Consider the following 23,748-nt stretch of genomic DNA (forward strand, 5'->3'; position numbering starts at 1 on the left):
AGAGCACATTGGTTTGCCTATGCAACAGGCTCACTTGCTGAGATTGCCTTTGGCTCAAAAGGTGCAGGAGCATTTGCAAAAACGGGGACAGCTTCAGCAAAAACAACTGTTAAAAAGGGACTTGAAAAAGTCGCAAAATCAATAGATAATGTCTCCATTCCGAATCTATTGCCATATTCACCAAAGTTTCAAATAGCTGGTGGAGGGAAGCTTCCATATAACGTGTTTGATGGAGAAAATATTAAAAATAAACTTCTCTCAATGGCAAAACGCTTAGACAACTCACCAAGTTATGGTGTCTCGCAAACAGGCAGACGATTACCAGCACCAAAATCACCACCGACCGTCGTCAAATACGGAGATCACTATGTGAGATGGAAACGCAAAAAAGTGTTAAAACCCAATATCGTTTATACAACAAAACAAGGCTACAGCTATACAACTGACCACTATGGCAGGATTGTCAAGGTTGAAGCAAGTGATTTAAAATACGGAGAGATCAAAAGAAACCAATACGCCCAATCCAATTCAGGCAAACCGGATCGATTACTAGATGATGATGGAGGTCATTTAATTGCGTCAATTTTTAAAGGTTCAGGTGATATTGATAACCTGCTTCCGATGAATTCACAGATCAATCGTAGTGGTGGGAAGTGGTATACCATGGAGCAGGAGTGGTTGACAGCATTGAAAGAGGTTCCGCCTCAACATGTAGAGGTTAGTATTCGACCTATCTATAAAGATGATTCATTAAGACCTGAAAGGTTCGTAGTGCGATATAAAATTGGAGAACGTACCAAACGTGAAACTATTAAAAATCAACCTGGAGGTTAAAACTCAATGGAAGAATTAGAACAATACTATAAAAAAATAGCAGAAACAACTGATAAAATGATCCCGTGTGATTGGGATAAAGTTTGGATGTATGCAGAAATACTTGATGATTCGGCTGGAATTACATTTTGTTTCAACGAGACTAATAGTGAAGAACGTGTCTATGGAGACGATATTCCCGAACGATATAGAGTAAGTGACTCCGTTTATGATCATTTATTAGTTGAGCTCTGTGAAGCCTTTGAAGAATTGAAAAATGAATATATAAAAAATGATTTGGGAGCTTGGACAACAGCTACCGTTCAATTGGAGAAATCGGGAAAATTCGCAATTGATTATGGTTACGAAGACATTCTCAATATAGGGCTTTATGGCATTCAGAGAATAGAGGTTTGGGAATATGAAACTTTTGGAATTCTACCTAAAAATGAAAAAAACAAAGAAATTGTATTAAATTATATTAAAAATAAAGAAGAAAACAATAACTAGCACATGACTCTCCTTTAAATTGGAGGGTTTTTTGTATGCCAATATTCACATCGAACAAAAGTTCTTAAAACTCGTCGATAAAGAACGTTTGTTCTGTTACTATTTAATCCTTCAAGAAGGAGTGATTAAATGCTTAGAGACAGAGGAACGATGAAATGGACAGCTATGATGTTGCCTGAGCATGTTGCACGACTCAAAAAGCCGTAACTAATACTTATACAAACAACAAAGTGAAGAATTCGAACCCAAGATTGATCAGTGAAAATAAACTCTTGAGATTTTCAATATACGACTCAAGTTTTATAAACGAATGAAAGTGACTTGTTCAGTACATTATGGACGGATTGTCAAAGTAGAAGCAAGTAATTTAAAATACGGAGAGATCAAAAGAAACCAATACGCCCAATCCAATTCAGGCAAACCGGATCGATTACTAGATGATGATGGAGGTCATTTAATCGCATCTATTTTTAAAGGATCTGGGGATATTGATAATCTACTTCCAATGAATTCACAGATTAATCGTAGTGGTGGGAAATGGTACAACATGGAGCAGGAATGGTTAGCTGCACTAAAAGAGATTCCACCTAAACATGTAGAGGTAAGTATTAAACCTATTTATCAGGGTGATTTGTTAAGACCTGATAGTTTTTTTGTGGAATATAAAATCGGAAAAAGTTATGTTCAAGAATTTATCAAGAATCAACCTGGAGGTTAAAAGAAATGGAAGAATTAGAAGTGAATTACAAAAAAATAGCAGAAACAATTAATGAAATAATACCATGTGATTGGGAAAAAGTTTGGATGTATGCAGAAATACTTGATGATTCGGCTGGAATTACATTTTGTTTCAACGAGACTAATAGTGAAGAGTATGTTTATGGACATGAAATTCCACTTAAATATAATGTAAGTAAATCAACATACATTCATTTATTATACGAACTCAGTAAAACTTTTGAAGAATTGAAAAAAGCATATACACAAAATGTTTTAGGTGCTTGGACAACAACTATCCTCCAATTAGATAAAACAGGGAAATTCTCGATTGATTATGGATATGAAGATATTTTATCTATAGGGCTTTATGGTATCCAGAGAAGAGCCGTATGGGAGTATAAAACGTTCGGGTTTTTACCAGAAGACGAGAAAGATAAAGAAGCTGTGCTGAACTATATAAAAAACAAAAACTAACGCACACTACCCTCCAAATTAAAGGAGGGTTTTTAAATACCAATATTTTCAAATTAATACTAGCTCAAGGCTATTCGAAATTCCTAATGATCAAAGAATAGCTGGTGGAGGGAAGCTTCCATATAACGTGTTTGATGGAGAAAATATTAAAAATAAACTTCTCTCAATGGCAAAACGCTTAGACAACTCACCAAGTTATGGTGTCTCGCAAACAGGCAGATGATTACCAGCACCAAAATCACCACCGACCGTTGTCAAATACGGAGATCACTATGTGAGATGGAAACGCAAAAAAGTATTAAAACCAAATGTCGTCTATACAACTAAACAAGGTTACACCTTTACCACAGATCATTATGGACGCATTGTCAAAGTAGAAGCAAGTGATTTAAAATACGGAGAGATCAAAAGAAACCAATACGCCCAATCCAATTCAGGCAAACCGGATCGATTACTAGATGATGATGGAGGTCATTTAATCGCATCTATTTTTAAAGGATCTGGGGATATTGATAATCTATTTTTAATAAATTCACAGATTAATCGTAGTGGCGGGAAATGGTATCAGATGGAGCAGGAGTGGTTGGCTGCATTAAAAGAAGTTCCTCCTGAGAAAGTTTCTGTTTCAATAGAACCAGTTTATAAAAGTGATTCATTGAGACCAGAACGTTTTGTTGTTGAATTTAAAATAGGTAATGACGAATTACAAAGATCAATTATTAAAAATCAAAAAGGTGGATAAACAATGGAATTAGAGAAACTAGATACTCTGTATGGTGAAATTGCACAAACTGTTAATGAAATGATACCAAAAGAGTGGGATGAAGTTTGTTTATATGCCGAAATATTAGACGACTCTGCAGAGATTAATTTTTATTATAGATTAAAGGGAGAAACAGCATTTCTTTACTCGCATAATATACCTGAAGACCATCATGTAAGTAAGTCAATCTATAATGAGTTTTTAATAAAATTACATGATTTGTTTGAAGAGCTACAACAAGCATATGAATTAATTAATCCAGAAAAATGGACAAATTTGACTTTGAAATTAGATGTAAATGGTAAATTTTCCTTAGACTTAGATTATGAAGATGTATTGAATCAAGGAATTAACGGGTCTCAAAGAAGAGCAATATGGGCTTACGAAAATCTTGGAATACTTCCTAAAAGAAAATCAGTCAGGGAATTTCTTGATCAATATACTAAAGACAAAGGATAAAGTAACAACTAGCTTACCACCCTCCAGTTAAAGGAGGGTTTTTATATGCCAATATTCACATCGAACAAAAGTTCTTGTAACATATCGATAAAGAACGTTTGTTCTGTTACTATTTAATCCTTCAAGAAGGAGTGATTAAATGCTTAGAGACAGAGGAACGATGAAATGGACAGCTATGATGTTGCCTGAGCATGTTGCACGACTCAAACAAGCCGTAACTAATACTTATACAAACAACAAAGTGAAGAATTCGAACCCAAGATTGATCAGTGAAAATAAACTCTTGAGATTTTCAATATACGACTCAAGTTTTATAAACGAATGAAAGTGACTTGTTCAGTACATTATGGACGGATTGTCAAAGTAGAAGCAAGTGATTTAAAATACGGTGAGACGAAAAGAAATCAATTTGTCATGCAAAACTCATGGGAATGACCGAAGACAACAGTTAATTAGAAAACATCTTGAAATGATAATAAGCCCTTCCGGTTGGAGGGGCTTATGAGACTGATGTTTAATGAATGTTAAGTGGACAACTCTTAGATGCTCATTAAATTTAACTTGTTGTCGTCTAGTACATCTTTTTTAACTAGTAAAAGTGACAGTTTCTACTTTGTTTACATCTATTAAAATGGTAGAGGTGCCAACTGGTGTAATACCTGCTGATTCAGTAATAGAGATTATTCCCGTTGATTGATTAAAAGAGACAAATTGAGCGGGGCCAAAGAAGTTACCAGAATCAGTACCAATTGTTAATACGGTGCCTGGTTGAAGGCTTGAAAATAGGTTTCGAAATCCAGTTGAAGAATTGAATAAGGTACTACCATTTTGTGGAATATCTAAATCTGATGAACGTTCAGACACATTTTCCATTATTAATCTCTCCTCCAGTTATTTTACTGCGCTATTATAAACGTAAATGACTAGATTTACATGACTAGGTTCAACATAGATAAGATGAACAGATATTGTGAAAATCTGGTCTTTATTGTTTTCTCACTAAAGTAGTTTATTCAACAAAGTGTTTTTGGTATGTGTCAAATCATCACTTCTTTCATTTTATATACAAATAGGTATGTGAACATATATAAGTGAAAGAGAGTCATTAGAAAAGGGAAATACAATTCCATTTCGTCACGCTACTAGCAAAATACTCTCGCTCCTAAACTCTCAATTTTAATGTACTTTCTTTTTTCTAATGGTGACCATTTCTATCTTTAATGGCACGATTTAATCAAAGAAGTAAGTCAAAAAAAGGACTTTTATAATAGAACTGGTTAACCGACTGATTGTTTTTTTAAAAAGCAAAAAAAGACCTGATTCATTTCAGATCTTTTTTGATTTTATCTTCGCCAAAACGTTGTACAGTCAGCTTTGTCCACAATATTATATTCGATCATTTTTGTAAGTAATGGGTAATCAACCGGAAGATCCCACTTAATCCGTAAAAACTTCTTACCATGATCATATCCTGCCTGAATGATGTCATGGGAAAAATGCTCAATGCCTGTCCTTCAGGTGCAATAGATAAATGGTGTTTGGCGACACTGAATCCAATAATAAAAGTCCCGTGATCTGTAAACATCGGTTGATTCCAAGCGATTTTCGGCACTAAATTCGGGAATGTGTGTTGAACCCATTTCAACATGTCTTCCGTTCTGGCTCGATGTTGCGGATTTTCAATACGCTCTAAATATTCTGTAAACACTTCCATGCTGTTCCCTCCAAAATAAAATGATCTGTTTCCGCAAACTTATACTTATTGACAGTGCTAAACTTTATGATGAATCAGTAGAAAGGTTGATAAAATAAAACATCTGACTAATGATTTTTGTTCATGCGATAATGAAGGAAAGTCAAATATGATACGAATTAATTTTATCATAATTTCATCATTTCCAATATGTCATTGAAGAAAATAGAAAATCATATTAAAATGTTGTCAAATGGATTTATTGGCAATTGCCAATAAAAAAGTACCTTATTTGTTTAGATATGAAATAGAACATCAGTTTCCAAAGTTTGGGGGTGTAGAATGAGCACAGTTCCTGTTGCGGAAGTAGCAGCTTTACTAAATGATTGGAATATGGAAATTAAGAAAGATAATGCAGATGAAGCGGAGAGACTTTTTATAAAAGCGGCTAGGACAGTCAAAGAAATGAATGATCCAGATATTCTCATGTACTATTCTTTACTTGAAAAAAGACATCACATTTTAATGTATAACCTAAGGGGACAAAAGGGTGATGTTACATATGAAAGTATGAAGGAAAGTCAACATGAAATAAAAGAGGAGCACATGTCAAATAGGCTAGCCTACTATTTTGATTTTTATGAAGGTGTGTATGAGCAACATCAAGGAAATTATGAGGTTGCTTTGCAAATGTATAGAAGTGCTGAAAGGCTTTTAGACAAGATTCCAAATGAAATTGAGCGGGCAGATTTTGATTTTAAGGTTGCATGGCTTTACTACCGACTCAGTCATTTGATGTTATCATTAAGTTATATTCGTAGAGCGCTTAATGTGTATAAAAGATATGCACATTATGGGAAAAGAACAGCACTTTCCTATTCATTAATTGCAGCAAACCTGACGGAAATGGGAAGGTATGAAGAGGCGCTTACGGATTATCAACTTGCTGAAGAAGTACTTGTCAGCGAACAGGACGAGTTTATGATAGCACAGCATCATCACAATGTGGCAATATTATATTCTTTTTGGAATAAATCAAAAGAGTCGATTCACCATCTAAAAAAGGCATTATCTCATCAAGAATATTATGACTCGGACTTCTTTTTCCATTCTACCTATCTTATAAGCAGGGAGCTATGTCTCATAGGTGAAAATAGTCGAGCGAGTCAGTATATGGACGATGCTTATGCAAGGATGACAGATGATTCCCACGAGATATTTCGATTGAAAATGGGTGTTATCAGTGACCTATACGTAAGCACTAATCCACAAAGATTTCAGAAGATTGAGAAGAAATTGAGAAAGTTAGAGCAAAGAAATGAATATCATGAAGTAAAAGAACTTTCGCGTTTTGTGGCAAATTTTTTTGAAAAACAAGTACTTTATCAACAAGCTGTCTTTTACTTAAATAAAAGCTTAGACGCAGATTTACATATGAAAAGAATGGGGTTGATGTAACATGAAAACAGGATTGAAAGTATTACTCATTGTAGGATTGGCAATCGCAGCGTCAGTAATAAGTGAGAACGTTGTGTCGTCATTCGATGTCGCAGAAAAAATCATTGGAGGCTAATGCCACCCAGATCTCATTTACCCTTGTTGATTCAATCAGCAGGGTTTTTTATTTCGATAAAAAGGCTCTTCTTATTAAACGCTTGATAAGACGAAGACGCTTAATAAGAAGAATCTGCAACAAAGGGGGTGCAGGTTTGATGCCTGCCTTCTCATTCTAAATAAAAATCATCTGCCCAAACAAGTTATAAAGGTCACCTTTCTTTGGTTTGTTTAATTATTTGCAGGACTTTTCATTCAAATTTTATTATTGAAGCACAGTGTCCCGCGGGGTGACAGCTATTATGGTACAAATAGCAACACAATCGCAATAGCGCTAGCATAAGATGACATCAATAGGCGTGAATGAAAGAGGTGGTTTCTTATGCAGGATCGTGCATTTGGTGGGTATCATGGTGGGGGATTCGGTGGGATTGGTCCTAGTGGAGTTCATCTGGGTACGGTGGGGATTCATGGGGGATTTTCCGGTTCTTATCTTGGTCCTGGCGTTTTTTCAGGGTTGGGCGGTTACCCAGGCTATAGTGGTTACGGAGAATTTGCGGGGTATCCGTATTATTCTTCCTTTTTGATGGGGCATCCTCCTGGATTTTATGTTAGGTATTAAATGAGTGTAAGTTAATTTAATCTGAACAACCTATAGAAAGAGTACAAATTTGTGCTAGAGAAATAGCCCTTCAGCTAAAGAGGGCTATTTCAATTGGCTAAACGAGTTTATTTTTGAAAAAACAATGATTGTACATAGAATACAAATAGGAACCCAGATGATAATATACGGGTCATATGCATCAATAAACGTTGTTAATGCTGCACCAATACAGTAAAAAACGATCGAGCTGATTCGTAATACGTTCACTGTACGAAAAGAAGTTTTTCTTTTTTTTCGATCGTATATACAAGCAGCAAGTTCCTCAAATAAGTTAGCCAATGTATTTGTCAGCACGGTAGTTGAAATGCCATCAACATTTAATTTACGAGCGGCTGTTGTTTGCATGCCCATTGCCATACTAAGCAGGATAATAAGCATAAATATAGCACCCTGTGTAAATGGGAACAGCGTCATGAGTGCAAAAAGTAATAAAATAAAGCCTTCGATGATAAAAATACGCGTCACCGCAACAGGCCAAAAGCTACCCTCGTGCTTTCCGCCAATGACAGAGGCGATCAAAACACCAAGAACAAACCCACCAAGAGCGGTTACTGAATGAAGGGCTGTTAGCTTTAAGGAACCGCCCGCCGCAATCCCAAGTAAGACAATGTTTCCTGTCATATTCGCCGTAAAGACATGCCCTAAGCTTAAATAGCCAATCACATCTACTATCCCAGCTGATAGACATAATAGAAGTAGAGCGATATGCCGATAAAAATGTGCGGTCAAGAATGTCATCCCTTTCTTTGTTCTCTAACGAACAAGTTTATCGCTTGTTGGCTATGAATGTCTATAAGAATTTACGCCTCAGATTTGTTTTAATTTTTGTAATACTTGTCTGAATTCAAGGTGATTGGCTGTTTGTCTCATAAGGCGAAAAGGGTCACCTTGCTGTTTTAAGCGCTCCAGTACAGACGGCATCGTAAACAACGAAGGATGAAGATCATCGTTGATCTCTTCCCAAAAAAGTGGTGTTGCAACAAGACCTTGTTCATTTCCGCGTGGAGAATACGGTGCAATCATCGTTTTACCTTCGTCATGCTGAAGATAATCCAAATATAAACGCTTTCCGCGATTTTTTTTCAGTCGTTCAAGTGTAAATAAATCAGGTGCTTGCTCACATAGAAACTGGCACAAAACCGAAGTGAAAGTCCTAGTTTCGTTATAAGTAAATGCATTTTTTTTAAGTGGTATATAAAGCTGAAGTCCTTTGCCGCCACTCGTTTTCACAAAAGAGGTGAGGGATAGACCATCAAGAATGGTTTTCAAACGTTTTGCGGCATTAATCGCAAGATGAAACGCATCAACAGATGGAGGATCAAGGTCAAAAACAATTTCCGTAGGACAGGACGTATCTCGCGTCTGAAAAGGGATATGAAATTCCATTGCTAGCTGGTTTCCTAGCCATAGCAGTGTTTTTGGATCATTGCATACAATATAAGAAATATCTTGAGAGTTGTCTGTCTGAATAAAGCTTGGTGCATAATCTGGACATGATTTTTGATAAAAATACTCGTCGCCTACTCCATGCGGGAAACGAATACACGTCAATAACCGTTCTTGTAAAAATGGCAACATATAAGGTGACATTTTTCGTAAATAAAGTAAATAGTCATCTTTATTCAAGTGTAATTTAGGGATAACTGGCTTGTCAGGGTGTGTCACTTCAATGACTTCCGGAAGTGGATCAAGACTTTTTTGCATGTTGTGAAACGTGCAATCGTACGGATCTGCTTCAAGTAAAAAAGAAGCAAAACGGGGTTCTCTTAATTTCGTGCCATCAAAGGAAATGCAGGCAATTTGCCCGCAAATAGAGGGAGGAAGTTCATATACGTGTTTGCTTATTTTGATTCCCTTTGACTGAAATAATGTACGAAGTGTCTGTTCTTCATCAGCCGTTAGGCCGTGCTTAAAATGGACAATATCTAATAACAGCTCATCCTTGAAAACAGAGCCATGAAAATATCCATTCTCGTGATCAAATTGCGTGATGATGACAGAAACATACAGCCAATTTTTGAACTTCAGCCATTCCTTTGTTCGGCTATTTGGGACCCATTTACTCTGCTTTTTCTTTGCAACCAGACCTTCAGCTAAATAGGTTAACATATCATCTTGCATGTGGCTTCGTTCGTCACTTGCTTTAATGATCTGTACACGCTCTGTTCGATTGAGTTGAACGGCTAGTGGTAGCTGTGCGTCCTGAAAAAATTGCTTTAAAATGATCTTTCGTTGAATCAGTGGAACATCTTCAAGCGACCCTCCTTTAATTTGTAGTAGGTCAAACACAACAAGATGACAAGGAAATTGCGCTGATTGTTTTTGAATCAATTCCGTTCTTTTTAATCTGCCTCTTTGCTGGACTTTCGAAAAATCACTCTGTTGTTCGCTGATTAAATAAACAATCTCGCCATCAAGAGTTAATGGGAGAAAAGGGGCGATGGTTTCATAATGACTTTGACAAAAAAAGATGATCTCAGGAAACTGGTCATTTAACAGTTTACCTGTCCTGCTGATGAGCCGAACCTGCTTTACGTCCCATTCAAGAATCGAACGAAATCCATCATATTTCAGCTCATAAAGCCAATCAGGTCCATCAGGTATTTGATTTGTAGCTGTTAAAAGCATCGGTTTCATGTGTTGTCACTCCCCTATGTCAGTTGTCTTTAGAGTGAGATGAATTTTTCATATTCATACATAATGGATGCTAAAACATTGCATAGTAAGATAAAAAGAACGGAGGCATGGACATGCATACAGTGTGGAAGGGTGGCATTAGCTTTGGGCTTGTGAATATTCCGGTCAAGCTATTTACTGCGACAGAAAATAAAGATATCAAATTGAGACAGCTACATAAAGAGTGCCATACACCGATAAATTACAAAAAAGTGTGTGCGAATTGTGGAGAAGAAGTAGCATCTGATCAAATTGTTAAAGCATATGAATATGCTAAAAACAAATTTATTGAGCTTGATCACGAAGAGCTAGAAAGATTAAGAAAAGAAAATGAAGAAAAAGCTGTAGAAATTATTGACTTTGTGAAAATTGAAGAAATTGACCCGATTTATTATGAAAAAAGTTATTTTCTTTCTCCAGATACAGGTGGAGCAAAAGCCTACTCTTTATTGCGAAAAGCATTAGAGAAGTCTGGGAAAATTGGTGTGGCAAAAATCATGATTCGTTCTAAGGAACAACTGGCGATTGTTAGGGTATATGAGCAGATTCTACTGATGGAGACGATTCATTTTCCAGATGAAATTAGACAAGTTCAAGATGTACCGAATATCCCGCAAGAAGAACAGATTGTCAAAAAAGAACTCGACACAGCCCTTCTATTGATCGACCAACTGACAACCACATTTGATCCTGCTGCCTATAAGGATGAGTACAGGGAGCAACTGATGGATCTCATTGGTGAAAAAATATCAGGAGAACATACAGTACAGCCAGAAACAACTGTGAAAAAAGGACAGCCAACAAACGCCACTGACTTAATGGCTGCCCTTCAAGCTTCAATTGATCGCACACAACCAAAAAAGGCAGCACCGAAAAAACGCAAAACACCAACTAAAAAAGAGAAAAATGCGTAAAATTCAAAAGATTGCTTATTGGTGGTCTTTTTCATGATGAAGGACTTCTACAAGTCAACTCCTTATAAAGGTATAAACGCCTATTTGTTGATGAAAAATACATCTTTTTAATGATGCTTTAGTTTGTTTATTGGTAGATAATGAATGTAGAAAAGGAGTGAATTTTAATGATAAAAGGACTTTATGAAGCCCATTTACCTGTTAAAGATTTGAAAACATCTGTTGCTTTCTATGAAAAATTAGAATTGGAGCTTGCTTATCAAAATGAAAGAGTTGCTTTTTTCTGGCTTGAAAAGGGGCTTAGCTGGCTTGCTTTATGGGAAACGAATGTTGCGGAAACACCTTATCATCCTTCCATTCGTCACGTGGCGTTTCGTATTGAGAAACAATCCGTAAACGATGTGAAAAATTGGCTTTTAGAAAAGGGCATTCAGATTCATACACAATTTGGTTATACAGCCGATCAACAACCGCTTGTACTGGATAATCCACCACAAGCTCATGCTGCGATTTATTTTACGGACCCTGATGGAAATCTATTGGAATGTATGGCGCCACTTGAGCTTGATACAGCCCATGATATTCAGATGATGACATTTGCGGACTGGGAACAGAAACACAGTCCGTTTAACAATGGTATCAGTAAATGATCTAAAACTCTTGACAGTCATCCTCGTAGTAACTATATTGTTTACAACGGTGGTGATGAATATGAAACAAATTAGTAGTAGATATACAATTTCCGTACATATTCTGTCGTTTATTGCTAGTGTACCTCAAGAATGTACAGGTGATTTTATTGCTGAAAGCGTTAATTCAAATCCTGTCATTGTTCGCAAAATGATAGCAATGCTAAAGCGAGCAGGATTGATCGATGTAAGGCGTGGTGTTGGTGGTGCTTATTTGAAGCGACCAGCAGAGGAAATTACTTTGCTTGATGTGTATCGAGCAGTAGATGTAATTGAGGATGAACAACTTTTTAATTTTCATCATCCTGTCATTGCTTGCCCTGTCGGAAAAGCAATGGATACAAAACTGCGTGTGGAGCTTCAAGAAGCACAGGCTGCGCTTGAAAATCATTTGAAAAACGTTACGATCCAGCAGTTATTGACAGAACCTAAATAGATGAAGCTCAAAATCTGAGCTTTTTTTATTAGACTTGTTGTAACTGATTCGGTTATAATCAATTTGGGTTTAACAGAACCTACTCGCCATTTCGTCTCATTATGGGAAAATCGCCGTTTTATTTACACAATAAGGAGGCCAAACACATGAAATTATTAGTTACAGGTGCAACTGGACAGCTAGGTTCGTTAGTAGTAGAACATTTATTGAAAAAAGTTCCTGTAGAAAATATAGTCGTAAGCGTGCGTGATCCAAAAAAAGCAGAACATCTCAAAGAAGCAGGGATAGAGGTGCGTCAGGGAGATTTTCATCATCCTGAGTCACTTGTTTCGACGTTTAAAGGCATTGATCGCTTACTCATCATATCTACAGCAGATGGTGATCGAGTGAAGCAGCATACAGCTGCAGTGAACGCTGCTAAAGAAGCGAACGTTCAATTGATCGCGTACACAAGTGTTGTGAATGCAACGAAGAGTCAGTTAGTTCTTGCACAAGATCATGCAAAAACAGAAGAAGTCATATTGGCCTCAGGCATCCCCTATTCTTTTTTACGCAATAACTGGTACTTAGAAAATGAAGCAGACATCATACAGGCGTCTTTAAATGCCGCACCATTTTTAACGCCGATCGGTGATGGGAAAGTTGGCTGGGCGACGAGACGTGATTATGCAGAAGCTGCCGCAAATGTGTTAGCTGGAGAAGGACATGAAAACACAGTTTATGAGCTTTCAGGCCCATTATTGACACATGATGAACTTGCAGTAATCATAAGAGAAGTAAGTGGCAAGGACATCACGGTTCAGCATGTAGATGTTGAAACATATGGTGATATTCTTGCAAATAACGGTGTCCCACAAGAGGCTGTTCCATTTGTTAAAGCAATCCAAAGCGGAATTCGTGAAGGGGCATTAGCAGTAGAAAGCAGTGATTTCGAGAAAATACTTGAACATCAATTGACACCACTTCAAGAAGGTATTCGTCGTATCATTTCTAAATAAACAGAAGTAAGCGTCCTGCTGTTCGTTTTGGCGGGCCGCTTTTTTTATTGAATGAAGGCGACTGCTGTTTTGTAACGAATATATAGGATAGATCGAACGATAGGAGGTATTCCTATGGAAGAGTTCAAGCAATTGGAGGAATTAACAGAAGAAGAGCGTATGATTCTCGAGAAGCATCAGCCGATTCATAAAAGCACGTACACAAATCTAACAGACTTTGTCATCCAGAGTGAAAAATTTCTTTCGGAAAATGAAATGATTGTCATACGAAAGCATACGCGATTTGTCCATTTTCCACGTCATAAACACAATTATATCGAGATTAATTATGTTCTGAAAGGAGAGCTAAAACAGCATGTTGGTCATCAGCGCATCCATTTAAAAAAAGGTGAGCTTTTATTTTTAAATCAACAGATTGAACACGAAATAGAGGCATGTCAAAAAGAAGACATCATCCTTAACTTTATTATTCAACCACAATTCTTTACATTTATTTTCTCCTTTTTAACGACTGAAAACCCAATGAGGAACTTCTTAATTAATAGCTTGTACGAAACAACGAAAAATGGACAATATATTTATTTTCAAGTGGCAGATATACCAGAGATTCAAGCATTGGTGAAACGAATCATCCTTGATATGTTAAAGCCAAGTTTTATGTCAAACGAAATCGTAAAGCTCCACATGGGTTTACTGGTGATCGAGCTTGTGAAACATGCCGACAAGACAGGTCACTTAAAACAAGAAACATCAGATCATTATGTGATTGTCGAAACATTAAAATACATCGATACCCATTTTAAAAATGGAACTTTAAACGAGCTATCCCAGTACCTACACCTACCTCATTATCTTTTAAGCAAGAAAATCAAAAAGAGTACCGGTTACACATTTAAAGCGCTTCTCCAGGAAAAACGCTTAGCAAAAGCAAAAGAATTGCTAGAAGAAACAGAGCTATCAATTGTAAATATTGCAGCATTCATCGGCTATGAAAACATCAGTCATTTTTATCGCATTTTCAAACAGACATTTGGAAAAACCCCAAAACAGTTGAGAATACAAGGGCATAGGTGCACATAACGACAATAAAAAAGCGATTGTGGTTATAGGTTGTTTTGCCATGATTCGTTATGATTAATAAAGATAGCGCTTTCGATAATGAGGTGATGGGATGATCAATGTTTGTCTCGCTGTAGATATTGGCGCATCAAGTGGCAGAATGGTTGCAGGATGGCTTGAAGGAGAGCAATTGAGGACAAAAGAGATTCACCGATTTCAAAATCAAATGGAGAAAAGAAAGAACATGCTATGCTGGCCAATTGATACATTATTTGAAGAAATCTTAATGGGTCTGCGAGTATGCAAAAAACATGATATGAGACCAAGATCAATGGGAATTGATACATGGGCTGTCGACTTTGTGCTATTAGATGAAAAAGGAAACCGTTTAACAGAAGCAGTCACATATCGTGATCGACGGACAGAAGGAATGATGAACGAAGTATTAGCGCTCATTTCTAAAGAAGAGCTATATCACTCGACAGGGATTCAGTTTCAGCCATTTAATACAATTTATCAGCTTGCTGCATTAAAGAAAACACAGCCAACTCAACTAGCAAATGTGCATTCATTTTTAATGATTCCAGATTACTTGCACTTCTTATTGACAGGAAAACGGACACATGAATACACAAATGCATCATCGACGCAGCTTCTCAACCTTGAAACAAAGGGGTGGGATCACGGCATTTTACACATGCTTGGCATTAAACCTGAGCTATTTTCCCCTATTTATCAGCCAGGAACAAAGATCGGTGGCTTAAAATCTGCACTCATCACCGAGCTTGGATTTGATGTAGAACTTATTCTCCCAGCAACACATGATACGGCATCTGCGATTGTAGCAGTACCGTCATCTAGTGAAACGATATATTTAAGCTCTGGCACATGGTCACTCATTGGAATCGAAAGCAAAAAGCCGATCTGTGACGAGAAAGCATTGCTGTATGGTTTCACAAACGAAGGAGGAGTGAATGGAAGTTATCGTTTTTTGAAGAATATCATGGGGTTATGGATGCTTCAAGAAATGAAACGAACCGAATTTGATCATCTTTCCTTTGAAGAGTTGACAAGGCTTGCTGCTGAAGAGACAGCATTTCATTCAGTGATTGAAGTCAATGATTCAAGGTTTTTAATGCCGGAGCGTATGCTAGATGAAATCAAGCGTGCATGTAAGGAGACAAATCAACCTTCACCAAAAACACCTGGCCAGGCCGCAAAATGTGTGTATTTAAGTTTAGCAAAAAGCTATCTTGAAGCGGTGTATCAAATTGAAGAGATCACAGGAAATACGTATGAGACTATACATGTCGTGGGCGGCGGCTGTCAAAATGAGCTGCTTAACCAGCTGCTTGCTGATGATACAAACAAGCAGGTTTTTTCAGGGCCAATTGAAGCTACAGCGATAGGTAATTTAATCATTCAAATGATCAGTTTAAATGAAGTGAAAGATGTCGGGAAGGCAAGGGAAATCGTCCGTCAATCCTTCCATATCAAAGAATTTCTACCGAAAGAGAGGGTGAAGGAAAATGACCCGTTTAAATGGGATTGAAGAGGCAAAAAAAGCATATGCCAAATGGGGGATAGACGTAGAAGAAGCATTTCATACATTGCAAAAAATCCCGATCTCGATACACTGCTGGCAAGGTGATGATATTGGCGGATTTGAAACGAAAAAAAGAGCACTTTCAGGCGGTATAGATGTGACTGGACGATATCCTGGAAAAGCAAGAACACCTGAGGAGCTTCGTGCGGATCTTGAGAGCGCGCTCGCTTTAATACCAGGGAAGCACCGTATTAATTTACATGCCATATATGCGGAAACGGCAGGAGAGGCTGTCGATCGAGATCAATTGCTTCCTATCCATTTTCAAAAATGGGTAGAGTGGGCAAAGGTGCAAGAGGTTGGCTTAGATTTCAATCCAACTCTATTTTCTCATGAAAAAGCAGAAGATGGATTCACATTAACTCACCCAGATGAAGACATTCGTTCGTTTTGGATCAGACATTGTATTGCGTGCCGAAAAATCGGAGAGTATTTTGGTCGAGAATTGAAAACACCTGCTGTGACGAATATTTGGATTCCTGACGGCTTTAAGGACATTCCAAGTGACAGGCTAGGACCGAGAAAGCGTTTGAAGGATGCACTTGACACCATTTTCAGTGAACGGATAGACCGGAGCTATTTAATTGATTCGGTTGAAAGCAAGTTGTTTGGCATAGGATCGGAAGCATATGTGGCAGGATCGCATGAATTTTACTTAGCCTATGCAATAAAGCATGATGTGCTCTACCTTTTAGATACGGGGCATTTTCACCCAACCGAGACGGTTTCTAACAAAATCTCATCATTGCTTCTCTTTAAGGAACAATTAGCTCTCCATGTATCACGACCGGTGCGATGGGATAGCGATCATGTCGTTATACTTGATGATGAACTGCAAGAAATTGCCCATGAAATCGTTCGGAATGATGCACTTGATCGTGTGAAGATTGGACTTGATTTCTTTGATGCCAGTATTAATCGAGTCGCAGCATGGGTGATCGGAACAAGAAATATGCTAAAGGCACTCCTGTATGCCATGCTGACCCCACATGAAACATTCAGGCAATTTCAAGAGAATGGCCAATATACAGATTGTCTTGCGTTAAGAGAGGAGTTGAAGACCTATCCTTTTGGAATGATTTGGGATGATTATTGTGAACGAATGAATGTCCCTCAAAGAGAATTGTGGCTTGATGAAGTGAAAGCATATGAACAAACGATATTAAATAAACGATGGTCATAGTCATAGGGGAAAGATTCACTTCTCCTATTTCCCCATGTTTAGACAAATAAACCGATTGAAATATCTGAATATTATAATTAAAATGAAATCAGGAGATCAAATGATGATCTAGTCATCTGATGACCTGATCTTAATGCGATGACAAGCAACTGAAGAAGGGAAGTTCGCCAATGAAAGTGAGTCTATTTATTACATGCTTGATTGACACATTACAGCCTAATGTAGGAAAGGCGACAGTAGAAGTGCTTGAACGTCTCGGTTGTGAGATTTCATTTCCTGAATCACAAGTTTGTTGCGGACAGCCGGCATATAATAGTGGCTATGTCAAAGAAGCGAAACAGGCGGCAAGAAATATGATCAATGCTTTTGCGGATGCTGAATATGTTGTGACACCATCTGGCTCCTGTGCGACGATGTTCAAGGAATATCCTCATCTTTTTAAAGCGGATCACCAATGGACGGTGCGTGCACAGCAGCTTGCTGAAAAAACGTATGAATTAACAGAATTTATAGTCGATATTTTAAAAGTGACAGATGTAGGAGCTAGTTTAAAAGGAACGGCTACATATCATACGTCTTGCCACATGACACGATTACTTGGTGTGAAGGAAGCCCCTTTTACATTATTATCTCATGTGAAAAATTTGAAAGTAAAGAAACTCCCTGGTGCTGAAAATTGCTGTGGCTTTGGCGGGACATTTTCTGTCAAAATGATGCCAATTTCAGAGCAAATGGTCGACGAGAAGGTAAAAAACGTGGAGGCGACAAAAGCAGACTATTTGATAAGTGCAGATTGTGGCTGTTTGCTTAATATTGGAGGAAGAGCTGAGCGGCTTGAGAAGCAAGTGAAAATGCTACATATTGCAGAAGTGTTAAACAGTCGATGACAACTTGAAGGGGGAACAGAGATGAGCATGAAAATTGGAGAAAAAGGTTTTAAAGAGCGGATTGGGGCTGGAATTCGCGATACTGTGATGAGAGATGCTGTTTCCTCAGCGCAGGAACGCCTTTACTCCAGACGAATCAAAGCGAGTGAGGAGCTGGGCGATTGGGAAAAGTGGCGAGAGCTTGGTGAGGAAATTAGGCAGCATACATTAAACCATCTTGATTATTATTTAATGCAACTGAGTGAAAATGTCAGTGAGCGGGGAGGGCATGTCTTTTTTGCGAAAACAAAAGAAGAAGCCGCCACATATATTCAAGATGTAGCAAAAAAGAAGGAAGCCAAAAAGGTCGTTAAATCAAAGTCGATGGTCACAGAAGAAATCGAAATGAATCAATCCCTTGAGGAAATTGGCTGTGAGGTAGTGGAAAGCGACCTTGGTGAGTATATTTTGCAGGTGGATGACCATGAACCGCCATCACATATTGTGGCACCTGCTCTTCATATGACGAAAGAACAAATTCGTGATGTGTTTCAGCAAAAATTAGGTTATGAAATGTCTGAGACACCTGAGGAGATGACAACCTTTGTTCGAGCGATCTTAAGGGAAAAGTTTCTTGAAGCCGATATTGGCGTGACTGGCTGTAATTTTGCCGTTGCCAACACAGGTTCCATTTGCCTTGTAACAAACGAAGGGAATGCTGACCTTGTGACTGCTCTACCGAAGACACAAATTGTCGTGATGGGGATGGAGCGGCTTGTCCCGACCATGGAAGAGTTGGATGTCTTAGTAGGCTTGCTTTGCCGAAGTGCTGTAGGACAAAAGCTGACCAGTTATATTTCAGTTGTTGGACCGAAAAAAGAGGAAGAAGTAGATGGCCCGGATGAATTCCATTTAGTCATTGTCGATAACGGCAGATCCAATATATTAGGTTCTGAGTTTCAGCAAGTTCTGCAATGTATTCGCTGTGCGGCTTGCATCAATGTTTGTCCTGTGTATCGTCATATCGGCGGTCATTCGTATGGTTCGATTTATCCTGGCCCAATTGGGGCTGTACTATCGCCACTTCTAGGAGGCTATGATGATTACAAGGAGTTACCATATGCATCTAGTTTATGTGCAGCTTGTACAGATGCCTGTCCAGTTAAAATACCACTTCACGAATTACTTCTTAAGCATAGACAAGTCATTGTAGAAAAAGAAGGCAGAGCAACAAAGGCAGAAAAGTTTACCATGAAAATGTTTGGCTTGGGCGCTTCGTCCTTCAATATGTATCAATTTGGCACAAAAATAGCACCTCTTGCAATGAAGCCGATTGTTTCAAATGACAGGGTAACAAAAGGAGTCGGTCCTTTAAAAAACTGGACGGAAATTCGCGAATTTCCTGCACCGAGTAAGGAACGATTTAGAGATTGGTTGAAACAGCATCAGAAAAAGGAGGACCAATCATGAAAGGCTCTGTTTACAATCGAGATTCTTTTTTAAAGGATATCGCAAACAAACTTGGAAGGAACAGAAAAGAAGGAGTCATGCGCCCAAAATGGAAACATCAAGTAAATTGGGAAACACTTAGCGAGGCATCACAAGAGGAGCTACTAGAACAATTTAAAATACAATGTGCGCAAATTCATACAGATGTGATCGACACATCCAAAAAAGAAACGGCACATGTACTTGAGTCGCTTATCAAACAAAATGGTCTAGGTGCGATCATGACTTCAAAGGACGAGCGGTTTAAACAATATAAGCTGACTTCATTGTTTCAGCGGTTGAAAAAAGAGGGAACCGACGTATCCATATGGGATCCTGACCAGACAAGAAGCAAGAATCTGCAGCTTGCTGAAAAGGCGAAATATGGAATCGTCTTTAGTGATTATACATTGGCTGAATCAGGGACAATTGTAGTGAAGGCGCATCAAGGACAAGGGAGAGCAATCCATTTTTTACCGATGATCTATATAGTTTGTATAGAAAAAAGCACCATTGTCCCTAGAATGATTCAAGCAACTTTTGACTTAAACAAAAGTGTGGTAGCAGGAAATTCACCTGCAAGTGCGATTCATTTTATTTCTGGCCCGAGTAATTCCGCTGATATTGAGATGAATTTGGTTGTTGGTGTTCATGGACCAGTTAAGGCGATTTATGTGGTGATAGATGATGAAAAAGGGCTTTCGATTTGAAAGTTCTTTTCCTTTATGCAAGATAAAACATCGGTTTTAGCTCATCAGATACTGGGCTGTGATCAGGATTTGTTTTCATCAATGGTGCCATATAGTCCCACCAACGCTGACAAACCTCAGTTTTAGAAATGTTTCCCCAGATTTGTTCATCTTCAATTTCCACATATGCAAAAAGTCTACCTGTCTCTTCATCTAAAAAAATAGAATAATTGTGCACACCGTGAGTTTTTAATGTCTCAATCATTTCTGGCCAAATATGATCATGCCTCTGTTTATATTCCGCTATTTTCTTTACATCGAGATACATGATGTGAGCTTTACGAATCATTTCGTTTCATCTCCCTTATACAAACTGATATAAAGTGATCCTATGATAAAACAAAAGAATAAACACCAGTTATTTTGTTTTATGTTTGATTGTAGGAAAGCAGGTCATAAAAAAGACAAACGTGAACGTCTGTCCTTATCCTTTATATGATACCAACACTCGTGAGGGAAAGTCCTCGATCGGTTAATGCTTGTCTAAAATTGTTTGGAATGGCTTGATCACAAATGATTTGATCCACACAAGTGATATCAGTAATTTTTGAGAATTCCCGTCTGCCGAATTTACTCGAGTCTGCCATCAGGATCACCTTGTCAGAGCGTTCAATCATTTTTCGTTTTAATAATGCCTGTGACTCATTTGCATCACTTAATCCATCCTCTAAATCAATGCCTTTACAAGATAAAAAGACTTTGCTGACATGATATTGCTCAAGAGAACGTTCTGCAAGTGGTCCTGTGTATGATAACGATCGGGACAATAGTTTTCCACCGGTTGAAATGACTTCAATTTTTTCTTTTTTGCTTAATTCAATTGCAACTTTTATCGCATTCGTAATCACAACGAGCGGAATATTTGGCAAGGCTTTTGCCATGTTCCATGCAGTTGTACTAGCGTCTAAAATAAAAGTGTCGCCTTCATCAATCAAATGAACAGCTTCTTTGGCAATCGCCTTTTTTTCGAATATATGCATGATTTCCCTATCGGAAAAATCAAGCTCTTGTTCTTCACGTTCTATACTGATTGCACCGCCATGACTTCTGCGAAGTTGCTGTTGTTTTTCAAGCTTTTCAAGGTCTCTTCGGATGGTTTCTTCAGTGACGGAGAAAAGGCGACTTAGCTCTGAGACTTTGACACTGTCTTTACGGTTAACAAGCTCAATGATTTTCTGCTGTCTTTCTAAAGCAAACATGTTGATGACTTCCTTTCTTTCTATGTTGATTTTATCATTGCAAAGGGAAATAAAACAACATAAACAAAAAAGTATTGTTGATTTCTGTTTGTTTTATCGTAACATATAAAGTGTAAGCATATCGAATTCTTCAATATGGAGGAGAGTAGATAGATGTGTCAAAGCATATGAGGCACGAAAATATGATTGAATCAACCTTCTTTCAGGAAATGATTCAATTGACTTCAAATCTATATCGACTTGGCTGGGATGAACGTAATGGAGGAAACATTAGCTACCTATTAAGTAAAGAAGAAGCAGTTCTTATGGACGGGTATAAGGTAAAGCGGGTCATCCCGATGTCTTTTGATGCAAGTGCTCTACATGGGCGTTCTTTTCTTGTTACTGGATCTGGCGTATATTTTAAAAATGTTGCATCCTCCCCAGAAAAGAGTCTTGGTTTGATTCGCGTTTCAGATGATGGGACATTTCTCGAACTTTTATGGGGTTTAGAGGGAGATGGGATGCCAACAAGCGAATTGCCAACACACTTGATGAGCCATATAGAGAGACTAAAGAAGGATTCCCAGCATCGAGTGATTATTCACTGTCATGCAACTCATTTAATAGCCATGACCTTTACACATCCTTTAGATGAGGAAAAATTAACAAAAACCCTTTGGCAAATGTGTACAGAATGTATCGTTGTCTTTCCAGAAGGAGTTGGTGTGATTCCATGGATGGTTCCAGGGACAGATGCGATTGGAAAAGCCACTTCAGCAAAAATGCAAGCGGTTCGTGCCGTCATTTGGCCACATCACGGTATTTTTGCTTCGGGAAAAGATTTGGATGAGGCCTTTGGTCTCATTGAAACGATGGAAAAAGCAGCAGAGGTGTATACACTGACGTGTGTACAAGGTGGTATGAAACAAACCATTACAGACGATCAGCTTTACGAGCTTGCCTGTACGTTTAATGTTGAGCCAAGGGAAGGAATCCTGCAATGCTTGTCGGATCGATAAGCACACAAACAAAAGCTTTATGTAAGATTGTGCATAAGGCTTTTTCTAAATGAGTCTTGATTGCTAGACGATCTGCATAGTAAGATTACGACATGCAAGCGGTATGCTTGCGTGTTACTGATGTAGTAAAGGATGCTGTTTAATGGAACGAGAAATAATCACCACGAAAAAATCTATCGTATTTCCACTCGTGATTTCAATTATTGCGATTTCTTTTTCTGCCATCATCGTCAAGTGGTCAGAAGCACCAGCGTCTATTTTAAGCATGTACAGGATGGTATTTGCGTCTATATTGATGTTACCGTTTGTATTGAAGCGAAAAAAAGAATTTCAACAAATCGCTTTGAAAGACTGGATGTTCCTGTGCATGTCAGGTTTTTTTCTGGGGCTTCACTTTGTACTTTGGTTTGGTTCACTTAAATTGACAACTGTTGCAAGTTCCACCATTATTATCGCTCTTCAGCCGATCATCTCATTGTTAGGGGGATATTTGCTGTATCGAGAACGGACAAGTTTACCAGCAGTCATGACCATGTGCGCAGCGATCGTTGGCGCATTTATGATTGGATGGGGAGATGTTGGTCATAGTCAAGAAGCGATTGTTGGGGATGTCCTGTCCTTTTTAAGTGTGATAGCGGTTGTTTGTTATTTGCTGATCGGGCAACAGGCTGTTAAAAAGATTTCCCATTGGATTTATAGCTTTTGTGTGTTTGGATTTGCAGGTCTTTTTTTAGTCCTATTTAATCTTTTACAGCAGTCGCACTTAGCCGGTTATTCAGAGAAAGAATGGCTTATTTTTTTGCTACTTGCCATTATTCCAACCATGTCTCATGTAATCAATAATTGGCTATTAACCTATGTAAATGCCACAACAATATCAATGAGTATTCTCGGTGAACCTGTCGGGGCCACAATTTTAGCTGTATTGCTGCTACATGAGCAGGTGACGACATTGCAAATAATGGGTGGACTACTAGTTCTTGCGGGCGTCTTCTTCTTTTTGATGCAGCAAAGACAAGGTCGTGTCATCAAAACAAAAAAATCCGGCTAAAACCGGATTTTCTTACTCATGCAGATGATTTTTTTCAATCACATTGTTCAATCTATCCTCTATTTTTTTCACGTCAGCTTGTTTTTTTCTAATTGATCGAAATGTGATGACAATGACACTAATGATGAAAGCTAGACCTAAAAAAGAGATAATTTGAAAAATGATATCACCGAAATTCACCAT

Annotated in this window: 24 protein-coding genes and 3 pseudogenes; 20 read left to right on the forward strand and 7 right to left on the reverse strand. The window is 38.1% G+C overall.

The features are described from left to right. The 6 genes and pseudogenes from ACQKEZ_RS17840 to ACQKEZ_RS17865 all read left to right on the forward strand — a co-directional run. Positions 1 to 834 (forward strand): DNA/RNA non-specific endonuclease (locus ACQKEZ_RS17840; RefSeq protein ID WP_427303104.1); only part of this gene is annotated, 834 nt, incomplete at its 5' end. Positions 835 to 840: 6 nt separating this feature from the next. Then, on the forward strand, positions 841 to 1,323 hold the full coding sequence (locus ACQKEZ_RS17845) for an immunity protein YezG family protein (protein WP_427303106.1): 483 nt from the start codon (positions 841 to 843) through the stop codon (positions 1,321 to 1,323). Positions 1,324 to 1,654: 331 nt separating this feature from the next. Further along, positions 1,655 to 2,041, forward strand: a pseudogene (locus ACQKEZ_RS17850) (DNA/RNA non-specific endonuclease); the annotation flags it as partial. Between the two features lie 5 nt (positions 2,042 to 2,046). Then, positions 2,047 to 2,517, forward strand: a complete 471-nt coding sequence (locus ACQKEZ_RS17855) for an immunity protein YezG family protein (protein ID WP_427303108.1) — start codon at positions 2,047 to 2,049, stop codon at positions 2,515 to 2,517. Between the two features lie 94 nt (positions 2,518 to 2,611). Beyond that, positions 2,612 to 3,259: pseudogene (locus ACQKEZ_RS17860) on the forward strand (DNA/RNA non-specific endonuclease); the annotation flags it as partial. Positions 3,260 to 3,262: 3 nt separating this feature from the next. Further along, positions 3,263 to 3,739, forward strand: a complete 477-nt coding sequence (locus ACQKEZ_RS17865) for an immunity protein YezG family protein (RefSeq protein ID WP_427303110.1) — start codon at positions 3,263 to 3,265, stop codon at positions 3,737 to 3,739. 585 nt (positions 3,740 to 4,324) lie between these two features. Here ACQKEZ_RS17865 and ACQKEZ_RS17870 read toward each other — a convergent pair. Both ACQKEZ_RS17870 and ACQKEZ_RS17875 read right to left on the reverse strand, forming a co-directional pair. Beyond that, on the reverse strand, positions 4,325 to 4,612 hold the full coding sequence (locus ACQKEZ_RS17870; RefSeq protein WP_427303111.1) for a hypothetical protein: 288 nt from the start codon (positions 4,610 to 4,612) through the stop codon (positions 4,325 to 4,327). A gap of 470 nt (positions 4,613 to 5,082) precedes the next feature. Continuing rightward, positions 5,083 to 5,453, reverse strand: a pseudogene (locus ACQKEZ_RS17875) (iron chaperone). A 321-nt stretch (positions 5,454 to 5,774) separates the two neighbouring features. On the opposite strand from ACQKEZ_RS17875, the gene ACQKEZ_RS17880 reads away from it, so the two are divergent. Together ACQKEZ_RS17880 and ACQKEZ_RS17885 are read left to right on the forward strand one after the other, a co-directional pair. Continuing rightward, positions 5,775 to 6,890 (forward strand): tetratricopeptide repeat protein, encoded by a 1,116-nt coding sequence (locus tag ACQKEZ_RS17880; RefSeq protein ID WP_427303113.1) that lies wholly within the window; start codon positions 5,775 to 5,777, stop codon positions 6,888 to 6,890. 478 nt (positions 6,891 to 7,368) lie between these two features. Next, on the forward strand, positions 7,369 to 7,608 hold the full coding sequence (locus tag ACQKEZ_RS17885) for a hypothetical protein (protein WP_427303114.1): 240 nt from the start codon (positions 7,369 to 7,371) through the stop codon (positions 7,606 to 7,608). Positions 7,609 to 7,692: 84 nt separating this feature from the next. Here the strand turns inward: ACQKEZ_RS17885 and ACQKEZ_RS17890 are convergent, their stop codons facing one another. Both ACQKEZ_RS17890 and ACQKEZ_RS17895 read right to left on the reverse strand, forming a co-directional pair. Beyond that, on the reverse strand, positions 7,693 to 8,388 hold the full coding sequence (locus tag ACQKEZ_RS17890; RefSeq protein ID WP_427303115.1) for a YoaK family protein: 696 nt from the start codon (positions 8,386 to 8,388) through the stop codon (positions 7,693 to 7,695). A gap of 69 nt (positions 8,389 to 8,457) precedes the next feature. Then, positions 8,458 to 10,287 (reverse strand): DNA ligase D, encoded by a 1,830-nt coding sequence (locus tag ACQKEZ_RS17895; protein ID WP_427303117.1) that lies wholly within the window; start codon positions 10,285 to 10,287, stop codon positions 8,458 to 8,460. 113 nt (positions 10,288 to 10,400) lie between these two features. Between ACQKEZ_RS17895 and ACQKEZ_RS17900 the strand changes: the two genes are divergently transcribed. From ACQKEZ_RS17900 to ACQKEZ_RS17945, 10 genes are all read left to right on the forward strand, one after another. After that, positions 10,401 to 11,240 (forward strand): Ku protein, encoded by an 840-nt coding sequence (locus ACQKEZ_RS17900; RefSeq protein ID WP_427303119.1) that lies wholly within the window; start codon positions 10,401 to 10,403, stop codon positions 11,238 to 11,240. A gap of 167 nt (positions 11,241 to 11,407) precedes the next feature. Further along, on the forward strand, positions 11,408 to 11,890 hold the full coding sequence (locus tag ACQKEZ_RS17905) for a VOC family protein (protein WP_427303121.1): 483 nt from the start codon (positions 11,408 to 11,410) through the stop codon (positions 11,888 to 11,890). Between the two features lie 61 nt (positions 11,891 to 11,951). Further along, positions 11,952 to 12,365 carry an Rrf2 family transcriptional regulator gene (locus ACQKEZ_RS17910; RefSeq protein ID WP_427303123.1) on the forward strand — a complete coding sequence of 138 codons (414 nt, stop codon included), beginning with the start codon at positions 11,952 to 11,954 and terminating at the stop codon, positions 12,363 to 12,365. A 146-nt stretch (positions 12,366 to 12,511) separates the two neighbouring features. Continuing rightward, positions 12,512 to 13,363 carry an SDR family oxidoreductase gene (locus ACQKEZ_RS17915; protein WP_427303125.1) on the forward strand — a complete coding sequence of 284 codons (852 nt, stop codon included), beginning with the start codon at positions 12,512 to 12,514 and terminating at the stop codon, positions 13,361 to 13,363. A gap of 114 nt (positions 13,364 to 13,477) precedes the next feature. After that, the gene (locus tag ACQKEZ_RS17920; RefSeq protein ID WP_427303127.1) at positions 13,478 to 14,443 is read left to right on the forward strand and encodes an AraC family transcriptional regulator; all 966 of its coding nucleotides are present in this window, start codon (positions 13,478 to 13,480) and stop codon (positions 14,441 to 14,443) included. A 91-nt stretch (positions 14,444 to 14,534) separates the two neighbouring features. Next, a complete protein-coding gene (gene rhaB / locus ACQKEZ_RS17925) occupies positions 14,535 to 15,974 on the forward strand; it encodes a rhamnulokinase (RefSeq protein ID WP_427303129.1) in 1,440 nt (479 codons plus the stop codon). Continuing rightward, a complete protein-coding gene (gene rhaA / locus ACQKEZ_RS17930) occupies positions 15,952 to 17,211 on the forward strand; it encodes an L-rhamnose isomerase (protein ID WP_427303131.1) in 1,260 nt (419 codons plus the stop codon). The genes rhaB and rhaA overlap by 23 nt, the downstream gene beginning before the upstream one ends. A gap of 170 nt (positions 17,212 to 17,381) precedes the next feature. Beyond that, positions 17,382 to 18,098, forward strand: a complete 717-nt coding sequence (locus ACQKEZ_RS17935; protein ID WP_427303133.1) for a (Fe-S)-binding protein — start codon at positions 17,382 to 17,384, stop codon at positions 18,096 to 18,098. Positions 18,099 to 18,119: 21 nt separating this feature from the next. Beyond that, positions 18,120 to 19,547: a LutB/LldF family L-lactate oxidation iron-sulfur protein gene (locus tag ACQKEZ_RS17940; RefSeq protein WP_427303135.1), complete on the forward strand. Its 1,428-nt coding sequence runs from the start codon at positions 18,120 to 18,122 to the stop codon at positions 19,545 to 19,547. After that, entirely contained in the window at positions 19,544 to 20,275 is a 732-nt protein-coding gene (locus ACQKEZ_RS17945) for a LutC/YkgG family protein (protein WP_427303137.1), read from the forward strand. The genes ACQKEZ_RS17940 and ACQKEZ_RS17945 overlap by 4 nt, the downstream gene beginning before the upstream one ends. A gap of 13 nt (positions 20,276 to 20,288) precedes the next feature. On the opposite strand, the gene rhaM is transcribed toward ACQKEZ_RS17945, so the two are convergent. After that, complete coding sequence (rhaM, locus tag ACQKEZ_RS17950; protein WP_427303139.1) at positions 20,289 to 20,603, reverse strand: L-rhamnose mutarotase; 315 nt, start codon at positions 20,601 to 20,603, stop codon at positions 20,289 to 20,291. A gap of 142 nt (positions 20,604 to 20,745) precedes the next feature. After that, complete coding sequence (locus ACQKEZ_RS17955) at positions 20,746 to 21,513, reverse strand: DeoR/GlpR family DNA-binding transcription regulator (RefSeq protein WP_427303141.1); 768 nt, start codon at positions 21,511 to 21,513, stop codon at positions 20,746 to 20,748. A 167-nt stretch (positions 21,514 to 21,680) separates the two neighbouring features. Between ACQKEZ_RS17955 and rhaD the strand changes: the two genes are divergently transcribed. Together rhaD and ACQKEZ_RS17965 are read left to right on the forward strand one after the other, a co-directional pair. Further along, on the forward strand, positions 21,681 to 22,514 hold the full coding sequence (rhaD, locus tag ACQKEZ_RS17960) for a rhamnulose-1-phosphate aldolase (protein WP_427303309.1): 834 nt from the start codon (positions 21,681 to 21,683) through the stop codon (positions 22,512 to 22,514). 157 nt (positions 22,515 to 22,671) lie between these two features. Further along, positions 22,672 to 23,565, forward strand: a complete 894-nt coding sequence (locus ACQKEZ_RS17965; protein WP_427303311.1) for a DMT family transporter — start codon at positions 22,672 to 22,674, stop codon at positions 23,563 to 23,565. A 12-nt stretch (positions 23,566 to 23,577) separates the two neighbouring features. Here ACQKEZ_RS17965 and ACQKEZ_RS17970 read toward each other — a convergent pair whose 3' ends face one another. Then, entirely contained in the window at positions 23,578 to 23,748 is a 171-nt protein-coding gene (locus ACQKEZ_RS17970) for a hypothetical protein (RefSeq protein ID WP_427303143.1), read from the reverse strand.

This window comes from Bacillus sp. NPDC077027 (assembly GCF_050269555.1).
GTDB lineage: Bacteria > Bacillota > Bacilli > Bacillales > Bacillaceae > Bacillus.